General features: G+C 61.5%; 11 protein-coding genes. 8 read left to right on the top strand and 3 right to left on the bottom strand.

The window, feature by feature from the left end; all coding sequences use genetic code 11:
- Window positions 1-139 precede the first annotated feature (139 nt).
- Window positions 140-799 (bottom strand): HAD family hydrolase, encoded by a 660-nt coding sequence (locus WBB95_RS10475; RefSeq protein ID WP_424487520.1) that lies wholly within the window; start codon window positions 797-799, stop codon window positions 140-142.
- On the bottom strand, window positions 796-1338 hold the full coding sequence (locus WBB95_RS10470; RefSeq protein WP_071486704.1) for a gamma carbonic anhydrase family protein: 543 nt from the start codon (window positions 1336-1338) through the stop codon (window positions 796-798). Before WBB95_RS10470 ends, WBB95_RS10475 begins: the two co-directional genes overlap by 4 nt.
- A 102-nt stretch (window positions 1339-1440) precedes the next feature.
- On the opposite strand from WBB95_RS10470, the gene prlC reads away from it, so the two are divergent.
- Window positions 1441-3492, top strand: coding sequence for an oligopeptidase A (gene prlC / locus WBB95_RS10465; protein WP_424487519.1), 2052 nt, complete (start codon window positions 1441-1443; stop codon window positions 3490-3492).
- Window positions 3489-3764 (top strand): YheV family putative zinc ribbon protein, encoded by a 276-nt coding sequence (locus WBB95_RS10460; protein ID WP_017528719.1) that lies wholly within the window; start codon window positions 3489-3491, stop codon window positions 3762-3764. Before prlC ends, WBB95_RS10460 begins: the two co-directional genes overlap by 4 nt.
- Before the next feature lie 7 nt (window positions 3765-3771).
- Here WBB95_RS10460 and WBB95_RS10455 read toward each other — a convergent pair whose 3' ends face one another.
- A complete protein-coding gene (locus WBB95_RS10455; protein ID WP_424487518.1) occupies window positions 3772-4458 on the bottom strand; it encodes a dual specificity protein phosphatase family protein in 687 nt (228 codons plus the stop codon).
- 273 nt (window positions 4459-4731) lie between these two features.
- On the opposite strand from WBB95_RS10455, the gene WBB95_RS10450 reads away from it, so the two are divergent.
- From WBB95_RS10450 to WBB95_RS10425, 6 genes are all read left to right on the top strand, one after another.
- Entirely contained in the window at window positions 4732-5484 is a 753-nt protein-coding gene (locus WBB95_RS10450) for a gluconate 2-dehydrogenase subunit 3 family protein (RefSeq protein ID WP_424487517.1), read from the top strand.
- Between the two features lie 2 nt (window positions 5485-5486).
- Window positions 5487-7271, top strand: a complete 1785-nt coding sequence (locus tag WBB95_RS10445) for a GMC family oxidoreductase (protein WP_424487516.1) — start codon at window positions 5487-5489, stop codon at window positions 7269-7271.
- Window positions 7272-7283: 12 nt separating this feature from the next.
- Entirely contained in the window at window positions 7284-8582 is a 1299-nt protein-coding gene (locus WBB95_RS10440) for a c-type cytochrome (RefSeq protein WP_424487515.1), read from the top strand.
- Between the two features lie 81 nt (window positions 8583-8663).
- On the top strand, window positions 8664-9722 hold the full coding sequence (locus tag WBB95_RS10435; protein WP_424487514.1) for a PA0069 family radical SAM protein: 1059 nt from the start codon (window positions 8664-8666) through the stop codon (window positions 9720-9722).
- A gap of 227 nt (window positions 9723-9949) precedes the next feature.
- Window positions 9950-10681, top strand: a complete 732-nt coding sequence (locus WBB95_RS10430; protein ID WP_424487513.1) for a carbonic anhydrase — start codon at window positions 9950-9952, stop codon at window positions 10679-10681.
- Window positions 10682-10766: 85 nt separating this feature from the next.
- The gene (locus WBB95_RS10425; RefSeq protein WP_424487512.1) at window positions 10767-12314 is read left to right on the top strand and encodes a SulP family inorganic anion transporter; all 1548 of its coding nucleotides are present in this window, start codon (window positions 10767-10769) and stop codon (window positions 12312-12314) included.
- The last annotated feature ends 45 nt before the right edge of the window (window positions 12315-12359 follow it).

Below are 12359 nucleotides of genomic sequence, written 5' to 3'. Positions count from 1 at the left end.
CAGCGCGGGGCAAGCCCGCTCACTACAACGATGTGTAGATACCTATGCTCATCGCAGGCAAGCCAGCTCCCACACTCGATCGCCTTCTCATGCTGAAAATCGGTCAACTGTGGGAGCTGGCTTGCCTGCGATAGCGGCCTCAAGCGCGCCGCAGAAACGCCCGGTGCATCTCATCCAGCGTCTCAAAATGCCAGGTCGGCGCCTCGGCGTTCAGCTCCTCGAAACTGCCAAACCCATAGCCCACCGCCGCCGAATCCAGCCCATTGCTGCGCGCGCCGATCAGGTCATGCTTGCGGTCGCCAATCATCAAGGTGGTGGCCGGGTCCAGGCCTTCCTCGCTCATCAAGTGAGCAATCAGTTCGACCTTGTTGGTGCGCGTGCCATCCAATTCGCTGCCGTAGATCACCTTGAAATACTTGGCAAAATCAAAATGCCGCGCAATCTCACGCGCAAACACCCACGGCTTGGACGTGGCCACATACAACTGGCGACCCTGGCTGTTCAGCGCTTCCAGCAACGGCATCACACCGTCGAACACGCGGTTTTCATACAACCCGGTAACCTTGAAGCGCTCGCGGTAAAAATTCACCGCCTCCCACGACTTGGCCTCGTCGAAACCGTAGAACTGCATGAAGGCTTGCAGCAGTGGCGGGCCGATGAAGTGTTCGAGTCTGGTCTGGTCAGGTTCATCGATGCCGAGTTTGCCGAGGGCGTACTGGATCGAACGGGTGATGCCCTCACGCGGGTCGGTCAGGGTGCCGTCCAGGTCGAACAGCACGGTTGGGTAATGCAGGGTCATTGATCGAATCCTTCGGCCAGGTGCAGGTCTTTAAGCTTCACGTAGTTCGCCGCGCTGTAGGTGAAAAACGCGCGTTCCTTGTCAGTCAGCGCGCGGATCTGTTTAACCGGGCTGCCGACGTACAAAAAACCGCTCTCAAGTTTCTTGCCCGGCGGCACCAGGCTGCCGGCGCCGATGATCACGTCGTCTTCGACCACGGCGCCGTCCATGACGATGCTGCCCATGCCGATCAAAATCCGGTTGCCTACGGTGCAGCCATGCAACATGACCTTGTGGGCGATGGTCACGTCATCGCCGATCAGCAGCGGGAAACCGTCCGGGTTGAACGGCCCGGCGTGGGTGATGTGCAGCACGCAGCCGTCTTGCACACTGGTGCGTGCGCCGATGCGGATGCGGTGCATGTCGCCGCGAATCACGGTCAGTGGCCAGACCGAGCTGTCGGTGCCGATTTCTACATCGCCGATCACCACCGCCGAAATATCGACAAAAGCCCCGGCGCCCAGGGTTGGCGTGTGGTTCTGATAGGTGCGAAGGGTCACGATAGCCTCTCTCTTATGTGCTGATAGCTGCGGTGGGCATTGATTGTAATTAAGATGGCCCCATCTTTGTTCTTACATGTTTCTTCAGCCAAGGTACCCACCGTGAGCGCGAACAACCCTCTTCTGCAGTCCTACGACCTGCCGCCGTTCTCGGCGATCCGTGCCGAGCATGTGCAACCGGCCATCGAACAGATCCTCGCCGACAACCGTGTTGCCATCGAAGGCATCCTGCAAAGCCAGGGTAAAAATCCTACCTGGGCCGGGCTGATCCTGGCCATGGACGAACTGAATGACCGCCTGGGCGCCGCCTGGAGCCCGGTCAGCCACCTTAATGCCGTGTGCAACAGCGCCGAACTGCGCGAAGCCTATGAAGGCTGCCTGCCCGCGTTGAGCGCCTACTCCACCGAGATGGGCCAGAACCGCGCGCTGTTCCAAGCGTTCGAAGCCTTGGCCAACAGCCCCGAGGCAGCCGGTTTCGACGTGGCGCAAAAAACCATCCTGGAACACTCGCTGCGCGACTTCCGCCTGTCGGGTATCGATTTGCCGCCCGAGCAGCAAAAACGCTACGCCGAAGTGCAGAGCAAGCTTTCCGAGCTGGGCAGCAAATTTTCCAACCAACTGCTGGATGCCACCCAGGCCTGGACCAAACACGTCACCGACGAAGCCACCCTCGCCGGCCTGACCGATTCGGCCAAGGCACAAATGGCCGCCGCCGCCCAGGCCAAAGGCCTCGACGGCTGGCTGATCACCCTGGAATTCCCGAGCTATTACGCGGTGATGACCTACGCCCACGACCGCGCCCTGCGTGAAGAACTCTACGCGGCCTACTGCACCCGTGCGTCGGACCAAGGCCCGAATGCCGGTCAGAACGATAACGGCCCGGTGATGGAACAGATCCTCGACCTGCGTCAGGAGCTGGCCAAACTGTTGGGCTACGCGTCGTTCTCCGAGCTGAGCCTGGCCACCAAAATGGCCGAGTCCAGCGATCAGGTGCTGAGCTTCCTGCGTGACCTGGCCAAGCGCAGCAAACCGTTTGCCGCCCAGGACCTGCAACAGCTCAAGGCCTACGCTGCCGAACAAGGCTGCGCCGACCTGCAAAGCTGGGACAGCGGTTTCTACGGTGAAAAACTGCGCGAGCAGCGTTACAGCGTGTCGCAGGAAGCCCTGCGCGCCTACTTCCCGATCGACAAAGTGCTGGGCGGCCTGTTTGCCATTGTGCAGCGCCTGTACGGCATCGAAATCGCCGAGCAAAAGGGCTTCGACACCTGGCACCCGGATGTTCGCCTGTTCGAAATCAAGGAAAACGGCCAGCACGTCGGGCGCTTCTTCTTTGACTTGTACGCCCGCGCCAACAAGCGTGGCGGTGCCTGGATGGACGGCGCGCGCGACCGTCGCCGCACCGTCGACGGCGTGCTGCAAAGCCCGGTGGCCAACCTGGTGTGCAACTTCACCCCGGCCGACAGCGGCAAGCCTGCCCTGCTGACCCACGATGAAGTCACCACGCTGTTCCACGAATTCGGCCACGGCCTGCATCACCTGCTGACCCGCGTTGAACACGCAGGTGTCTCCGGCATCAACGGTGTGGCCTGGGATGCGGTGGAGTTGCCGAGCCAGTTCATGGAGAACTGGTGCTGGGAGCCGGAAGGCCTGGCACTGATCTCCGGCCACTATGAAAGCGGCGAGCCACTGCCTCAGGACCTGCTGGAAAAAATGCTCGCGGCGAAGAATTTCCAGTCTGGCCTGATGATGGTGCGTCAGCTGGAATTCTCGCTGTTCGACTTCGAGCTGCACGCCACCCACGGCGATGGCCGCAGCGTGGCGCAAGTGCTGGAAGGCGTGCGCGATGAAGTCTCGGTGATGCGCCCGCCGGCGTACAACCGCTTCCCCAACAGCTTTGCGCACATCTTCGCCGGCGGTTACGCGGCGGGTTACTACAGCTACAAGTGGGCCGAAGTGCTGTCGGCGGACGCTTTCTCCAAGTTCGAAGAGGACGGCGTGCTGAATGCCGAAACCGGCCGCGCCTTCCGCGAAGCGATCCTGGCCCGTGGCGGCTCGCAAGCGCCGATGGTGCTGTTCGTCGACTTCCGCGGACGTGCGCCGTCGATTGACGCACTCTTGCGCCACAGCGGCCTGAGTGAGGACGCGGCAGCATGAGTGAAGGGCCTGTGATTACCAAAAAGCAATTTATCGCCGGGGCGGTCTGCCCGGCGTGCAGCGAGCCGGACAAGTTGAAGATGTGGACCGAGGACAGCGTGCCGCACCGCGAGTGCGTCGCCTGCGGCTACACCGATACGCTGAATGATCAAGGCTTGTCGGTGCCCAAGGAATTGGGCACGCGGGTCAATACGTCGGCGCTGAAGGCGCCGGCAGACCCGAAGGTTCAGGCCGTGCAGTTCTTCCCCAATCCCAAGCTGAAAAAAGACTGACGCCCGCTTAAGGCGTCAGCACCAGTTCAGTGTCTTTCTTGGGTTCAACGCGGCTGCTGCTGGCCGTGTTGAGCCAGCTGTTCATTGAGCACAGCGCAAACGCGCTGGTGCTGCAGTCGCCATTCGCCAAGGCTGTGCGCAACTTGTCGATATCGGCTTTCATCATGTAGCGAACGCCGTCCTTGAAGCCATTGCTGCTGCCAAAGCCGCCCAAGGTCATTTCGTTCAGCGCATCCTCTTTGCTCCAGCCCTGGATCACCACGCGGTACATCGCGGCCATCAAACCGGTGCGGTCGGAGCCGTGTTTGCAATGCATCAGCACCGGGCCATTGGCTTCCGCCTGTTGAATCGCCCGCAGTGCCGCCAGCACGTCGGCATCGTCGACATGGTTGGTGCGATAGGTCAGCTGCACCTGTTTGATATCAGAAGCCTTCAGCCAGGGTGCGTCAGACTCCGGCAGAAAGTTGATCACCGTACCGATCTTCAATTGCTCCAGCACGGGCAGTGCGGTGCTGTCCGGCAGCGCGCTGCGGTACAGCGTCGGCGTCATCTGGTGCAGGTTGAATTGGCTGCCCACAGGCTGGGCCCACTCGGGCGAGCGAATGGACGTGGCGTCGTCAGCCTGGGCGTTGACGGTAGTGAACAAGGCCAGGAGCGCCAGGCCAAGGGCAGGCAGCAATCGAAGGGTGAACATGCGCGACGTGACCGAATAGGGAAAGGTTGATGGCACCCAGAGTGGTCTTCGGGGAGTGAATGGGGTGTGAGGTGACCGTCAAAGAATCGTGAATCGGCCTGTCTGATCCGGTGTTTTTATCGCTGAATCGATTCTTCAAATTCTTAGCTTGCTATCATTTGTAACTATTGGTTGCCAGTGTGTTCTATGTTTTTGGATCCGATTCCCTGGCAAACCTTCACGCTGCTCCCAGAAGCGGCTGATAAACCTGTGACCACATGATGAGGTGCACCCATGTCTGATCAAGATCAAGACAACCCCCGGCGTGACTTTTTACGCAAATCCTTGACCTTGATCCCGGTGGTCACGGTTGCCAGCACCGGCCTTGGCGGCTCGATACTGATGGCTACGCCGGAGCCGGCCCAAGCCGCCCCCGCCAAGCCGCCCGTCAGCGACAAGGCCTACGAGCCGAGCTACTTCACTGCCGAAGAGTGGGCGTTTATCAAGGCCGCCGTCGCGCAGTTGATTCCCGCCGATGCCCAAGGCCCGGGCGCCCTGGAAGCCGGCGCGCCGGAATACATCGACCGCCAGATGAACACGCCTTATGCCAGCGGCGCCCTGTGGTTCATGCAAGGCCCGTTCAACGCGGATGCCGCACCGGAAATGGGTTGGCAGAGCAAACTGGTGCCCAAGGAGATCTATCGCCTGGGTATTGCTGCAACGGATGCATGGTCGAAGGTGTTCAACGGGAAGGCTTTTGCTGATCAAGACAGCGCTACCCGAGACGACATTTTGCGCCGCTTGGAAGCGGGCGGCAGTGAGCTGAACGCGCAGTTTGCGTCGGTGCCAGCGAAGATGTTTTTCAATTTGCTGCTGCAAAACACCAAGGAGGGGTTCTTCTGCGACCCGATCCACGGCGGCAACAAGGGCATGGTCGGCTGGACCATGGTCGGTTTCCCCGGCGCCCGCGCCGATTTCATGGACTGGGTTGAGCGCAACGAGCAGTACCCCTTTCCGGCTGTTTCGATCCGCGGCGAGAGGGCATAAACGTGGCGACCATCATGAAGAAAGTGGATGCGGTGATCGTAGGCTTCGGCTGGACCGGCGCGATCATGGCCAAGGAGCTGACGGAAGCCGGCCTCAACGTGGTAGCGCTGGAGCGCGGCCCGATGCAGGACACCTACCCCGACGGCAACTATCCCCAGGTCATCGACGAACTGACCTACAGCGTGCGTAAAAAACTCTTCCAGGACATTTCCAAGGAGACGGTGACCATTCGCCACAGCGTGAATGACGTCGCCCTGCCTAACCGGCAGCTCGGTGCGTTCCTGCCAGGCAATGGCGTGGGCGGCGCGGGCCTGCATTGGTCGGGCGTGCATTTTCGTGTCGACCCGATCGAGTTGCGCATGCGCAGCCACTATGAAGAGCGCTACGGCAAAAACTTCATCCCAAAAGACATGACCATTCAGGACTTCGGCGTCAGCTACGAAGAGCTGGAGCCGTTTTTCGACTATGCAGAAAAAGTCTTCGGCACCTCCGGCCAGGCCTGGACCGTTAAAGGGCAGTTGGTGGGTGAAGGCCGTGGCGGTAACCCGTACGCGCCGGATCGCTCCAACCCGTTCCCGTTGGAGTCGCAGAAAAACACCGTCTCCGCACAGCTGTTTCAGAAAGCGGCTGCCGACGTCGGTTACAAACCCTACAACCTGCCGTCGGCCAATACCTCGGGGCCGTACACCAACCCCTACGGCGCGCAGATGGGCCCGTGCAACTTCTGCGGTTTCTGCAGCGGCTACGTCTGCTACATGTATTCCAAAGCGTCGCCGAACGTGAACATCCTGCCGGCCTTGCGCCAAGTGCCCAACTTTGAGCTGCGGCCAAATTCCCACGTGCTCAAGGTCAACCTCGACAGCACCAAGAGCAAGGCCACGGGCGTGACCTACATCGACGCTCAGGGGCGCGAATGCGAGCAGCCTGCAGACCTGGTGATCATCGGCTCGTTCCAGTTCAACAACGTGCGGCTGATGTTGCTCTCGGGCATCGGCAAACCCTACGACCCGATTACCAACGAGGGCGTGGTCGGCCGGAATTTCGCCTACCAGAACATGGCCACCATCAAGGCGTTCTTCGACAAGGACACCCACACCAATAACTTCATCGGTGCGGGCGGCAATGGCGTGGCCATCGATGACTTCAACGCCGACAACTTCGACCATGGGCCGCACGGCTTTGTGGGCGGCTCGCCGATGTGGGTCAACCAGGCCGGCAGCCGACCTATTGCCGGCACGTCCAACCCGCCGGGCACCCCGGCCTGGGGCAGCGCCTGGAAGCGCGCCACCGCCGATTACTACACCCACCAAGTGTCGATGGACTCCCACGGTGCCCACCAATCCTACCGGGGCAACTACCTGGATCTGGACCCGGTGTACCGCGATGCCTACGGCCTGCCGCTGCTGCGGATGACGTTCGACTGGCAGGAAAACGACATCAAGATGAACCGCTTCATGGTCGACAAAATGAGCAAGGTCGCCGAAGCGATGAACCCCAAGGCCATTGCCCTGCTCGGCAAAAAGGTCGGTGAGCACTTCAACACCGCGTCTTACCAGACCACCCACCTCAACGGTGGCGCGATCATGGGCACCGACCCGAAAACCAGTGCGCTGAACCGCTACCTGCAGAGCTGGGATGTACATAACGTGTTTGTGCCTGGCGCGTCCGCGTTCCCACAAGGCTTGGGCTATAACCCTACCGGCCTGGTGGCGGCGCTGACCTACTGGTCGGCCCGCGCGATCCGCGAGCAGTACCTGAAGAACCCCGGCCCACTGGTTCAGGCATAAGGAGCGATGACCATGAAAGCACTCGTTATCGCCTCCCTGGCGCTCTTCAGCAGTTGCTCGGTAAGCGCCGCTGAAACCGACTTGATCAAGCAGGGCGAATACCTGGCCCGCGCCGGTGACTGCGTGGCCTGCCACACCGCCAAGGGCGGCAAGCCGTTTGCGGGCGGACTGCCGATGGAAACCCCGATCGGCGTGATCTATTCCACCAACATCACCCCGGACAAAACCGGGCTGGGCGACTACAGCTTCGAGGACTTCGACAAGGCCGTGCGCCATGGCGTCGCCAAGAACGGCAGTACGCTTTACCCGGCGATGCCGTACCCGTCCTACGCACGTGTCAGCGACAGCGACATGCAGGCGTTGTATGCGTACTTCATGAAGGGCGTAGAACCGGTCGCCCAAGAGAACAAGGACAGCGACATTCCCTGGCCCTTGAGCATGCGTTGGCCGCTGGCGGCCTGGCGCTGGATGTTTGCGCCGGCAGTTGAGGAACACCCGGCACAGGCCGCTGCCGACCCGGTCATCAGCCGCGGCGCCTATCTGGTCGAAGGCCTTGGCCACTGCGGCGCCTGCCATACGCCGCGTGCCCTGACCATGCAGGAAAAAGCCCTCAGCCCGGCTGACGGCAACGCGTTCCTGTCCGGCAGTGCGCCGCTGGAAGGCTGGATCGCGAAAAGCCTGCGCGGTGACCACAAGGACGGTCTCGGCAGCTGGAGCGAAGACCAACTGGTGCAGTTCCTCAAGACCGGCCGCAGTGACCGCAGCGCGGTGTTTGGCGGCATGAGCGACGTGGTGGTGCACAGCATGCAGTACATGTCGCAGGACGACCTGACCGCCATCGCCCGTTACCTCAAGAGCCTGCCGGCGGTGGACCCCAAGGACCAGCCGCACCAGTACGACAAGCAAGTGGCTGACGCGTTGTGGAAAGGCGATGACAGCAAGCCCGGCGCCTCGGTGTACATCGACAACTGCGCGGCCTGCCACCGTACCGACGGCCATGGCTACACGCGCGTGTTCCCGGCGTTGGCGGGTAACCCGGTGTTGCAGACGGCGGATGCCACGTCGTTGATCAACATCGTGTTGAACGGCGGCACTTTGCCGGCCACCCACACGGCGCCTTCCACCTTCACCATGCCGGCATTTGCCTGGCGGCTGTCGGACCAGGAAGTCGCGGACGTGGTCAGTTTCGTTCGCGGCAGCTGGGGCAACAAAGGGGCGCCGGTGAAAGCGAGTGACGTGGCGGACCTGCGCAAGAGCGACATGCGCACGACCTCCGGCGATGACCTGGGGCAAGTGACGCAAAAGCATTGATTCTGCCCTGACTGCCAAACGGCACTGGTCAGACACCTCGCGCCTCGATACTGTATATAAAAACAGTATCGAGGCGTTTTCATGACTACTGCGCTGCCGCCCCGTGGCCGGGGCACGGCCACCAACCTGCACAACCGTTTCGCGCCGACCGTCAGCGTGGCCGAGGACGACGGCTGGTTCCAGGAAGTGCCACCGACCCAGGGCACCGAAGTGCGCATCGAAACGGCCAAGACCATCATCACCCGCAATAACTCGCCAGACCTGCCATTCGACCGCTCGATCAACCCCTATCGCGGTTGCGAGCATGGCTGCATCTACTGCTATGCGCGGCCCAGCCATGCCTACTGGGACATGTCGCCAGGGCTCGATTTCGAGACTAAACTGATCGCCAAGACCAATGCCGCCGACGTGCTCGAACAACAGCTGTCGAAGCCGGGCTACGTGTGCGCGCCGATCAACCTGGGCTCCAACACCGACCCCTACCAGCCCATCGAGCGCGAATACAAGATCACCCGGCAAACCCTCGAAGTGCTGCTGCGTTACCGGCACCCGGTGACCATCATCACCAAGGGGTCGTTGATCTTGCGCGACCTCGACCTGCTCACCGAACTCGCTCGCCAGCGCCTGGTGGCGGTGATGATCAGCCTCACCAGCCTGGACGACGAGCTCAAGCGCATCCTTGAACCGCGCACGGCGGCGCCCAAGGCGCGTTTGCGGGCGATTCGGGTGATGCGTGAGGCCGGCATCCCGGTGGGCGTGCTGTGTTCACCGATGATCCCGATGATCAACGACAGCGAACTCGAAAGCCTGCTGACCGAAGCCCACGCCGCCGGTGCGCAAAGTGCGGCGTACATGATGCTGCGCCTGCCGCTGGAAGTGGCGCCGTTGTTCGAGGAGTGGCTGGCGGCGCATTATCCACAGCGCGCGGCCCACGTGATGAGCCTGGTGCGCCAGGTACGCGGCGGTGAGGTGTACGACAGCCGGTTTGGTGTGCGCATGCGTGGCGAGGGGCCGTTTGCCGATTTACTGGCGCAGCGCTTCAGCAAGGCGATCAAGCGCCTGGGGCTTGACCGGCGCGAAGGCTTTAACCTCGATTGCACGGCGTTCTGCCCACCGGGCAGGCAGATGGCGTTGTTGTAGACTGATGAAGGAGAATGCACCATTCCTGTAGGAATAGTCGCGTTTTGATATCACTGAAACCCGCGTTCTAGAGCGGTTCATTCAGTTTGAGTTAAGTTTCGACGGTTACCTTGTTCAGCGAGTGACTGATGAGTCGGCGGCCTGGTTTTTGGCGTTTACAACTATTCCACTGGCCCGGCGTCAGAACTGATCTGAACACTCCCCTGCATTAATCAAGAGGATGAATCATGAGTGACAAGGATAAACAGCCGTTGGCTGCGTCGGCTTCAGCCCCTCAGGTGGCGGAATCCGCCGATGCAGCGTTAAAGCACATCGTTGACGGCTTTTTGCATTTCCATCACGACGTCTTCCCCCAGCAGGAAGAACTGTTCAAGAAACTCGCCACGGCCCAGAGCCCACGGGCGATGTTTATCACCTGCGCCGATTCGCGCATCGTGCCCGAACTGATCACCCAAAGCTCCCCGGGCGACCTGTTCGTGACCCGTAACGTCGGCAATGTGGTGCCGCCTTACGGCCAGATGAACGGCGGTGTTTCCACCGCCATCGAGTACGCGGTGCTCGCCCTGGGCGTGCAGCACATCATCGTGTGCGGGCACTCCGATTGCGGCGCGATGCGCGCGGTGCTCAACCCCGACAGCCTGGAAAAGATGCCGACGGTCAGGGCCTGGTTGCGTCACGCCGAAGTCGCCAAGTCGATGGTTGAAGACAACTGCGACTGCGCCAATGAAGGCGAAAGCATGAAGGTGCTGACCGAAGAAAACGTCATCGCCCAGCTGCAACATTTGCGCACCCACCCTTCCGTGGCATCGCGCATGGCCAATGGTCATTTGTTTATCCATGGTTGGATCTACAACATCGAGACCAGCGAGATTCGGGCCTATGACGCCGATCAGGCGGCGTTCCGACCGTTGAACGGCGACGGGCCGATTCCTTCCGCGACGCCTAAAGCGCGCTTCTAACACACTTCCCTGCCGGGTAAAGCGGTGGCTGCCATGGATGCAGCCAGGCTTTGCCGCGCCCGGCGAATGCCTTGGGAGAGTCACCATGCGTGCTGCTCAATTGAAAGCTGTATTGCCACGAGAGCTGCTGGCCTCGGTGGTTGTGTTTCTGGTTGCCCTGCCCTTGTGCATGGGCATCGCGATTGCTTCCGGCATGCCGCCGGCCAAAGGGCTGCTCACGGGCATCATTGGTGGCCTGGTGGTGGGTTGGCTGGCGGGTTCGCCGCTGCAAGTCAGTGGCCCGGCAGCGGGGCTGGCCGTGTTGGTGTTCGAGCTGGTGCGCCAGCACGGCATGATGATGCTCGGGCCGATCCTCTTGCTCGCGGGTTTCCTGCAACTGGTGGCCGGGCGTTTGCGCCTGGGCTGCTGGTTCCGTGTCACCGCACCGGCCGTGGTGTATGGCATGCTTGCGGGGATTGGCGTACTGATTGTGCTGTCGCAGGTGCACGTGATGCTCGACGGCGCCCCCAAGCCCTCGGGGCTGGATAACCTCACGGGCTTCCCTGCAGCGTTGGCCGAAGCGATCCCGACCCTCGGCGGCGGCCTCGGCTGGCAGGCGGGTTTGCTTGGGCTGTCGACGATGCTGGTGATGTACCTGTGGGATAAATTCCGTCCGCAAACCCTGCGTTTCGTGCCGGGCGCCTTGCTCGGCGTGGGCTTGGCGACGGTCACCAGCCTGGTGCTGGCGCTGCAGGTCAAGCGTGTGGAAGTCCCGGAAAACCTGGCGGACGCGATTGATTGGCTGCGCCCCAGCGACCTGTTGAACCTGGCAGACCCACAACTGTTGATCGCCGCCTTCGCCGTGGCGTTTATCGCCAGCGCCGAAACCTTGCTCTCTGCAGCGGCCGTTGACCGCATGCACAGCGGCCAGCGTTCTGACTTCGACAAGGAATTGTCTGCTCAAGGCGTAGGCAACATGCTCTGCGGTCTGGTCGGAGCGCTGCCGATGACCGGCGTGATCGTGCGCAGTTCGGCCAACGTGCAGGCGGGCGCCACCACACGCTTGTCGGCGATGTTCCATGGCCTGTGGCTGCTGGCATTCGTGCTGTTGCTGTCGAGCGTGCTGCAAAGCATTCCGGTGGCGAGCCTGGCGGGCGTGTTGGTGTACACCGGGATCAAGCTGGTGGACATCAAGGCGTTTCGAGGGTTGGGACGATACGGACGCATGCCGATGTTCACCTACGCTGCCACAGCGTTGGCGATTGTCTTTACGGATTTGCTGACCGGTGTGTTGGTGGGCTTCGGGCTGACGTTGGTCAAGCTGGCATTCAAGGCGTCGCGACTGAAGGTCAGCCTGATCGACCTGCCTCAGGACGGTGAGATGGAGTTGCGCCTGACCGGTGCGGCGACCTTTCTGAAAGTGCCGGCGCTGACCCAGGTGCTGTTGGCGGTGCCCGCAGGCACCACCCTGCATGTACCGCTCAGCAACTTGAGTTACATCGACCATTCCTGCCTGGAGTTGCTGGAGGAATGGGGCCGGGCCAATGCGGCCAAGGGCTCGACGCTGGTGATCGAGGCGCGCGGGTTGAAGCGCAGGCTTGAAGGGCGGGTGCGGACGACGGTGGGGATTGGTTCGGCGCCATCGACTAACTGACGAAACCGGAACCAACTGTGGGAGCGGGCTTGCTCGCGAATGCGG

The organism is Pseudomonas sp. (genome assembly GCF_049645325.1).
Taxonomy (GTDB): Bacteria; Pseudomonadota; Gammaproteobacteria; order Pseudomonadales; family Pseudomonadaceae; genus Aquipseudomonas.
Note: the sequence above shows the minus strand (reverse complement) of the source record. Positions and strands in the feature narration are given on the sequence as shown.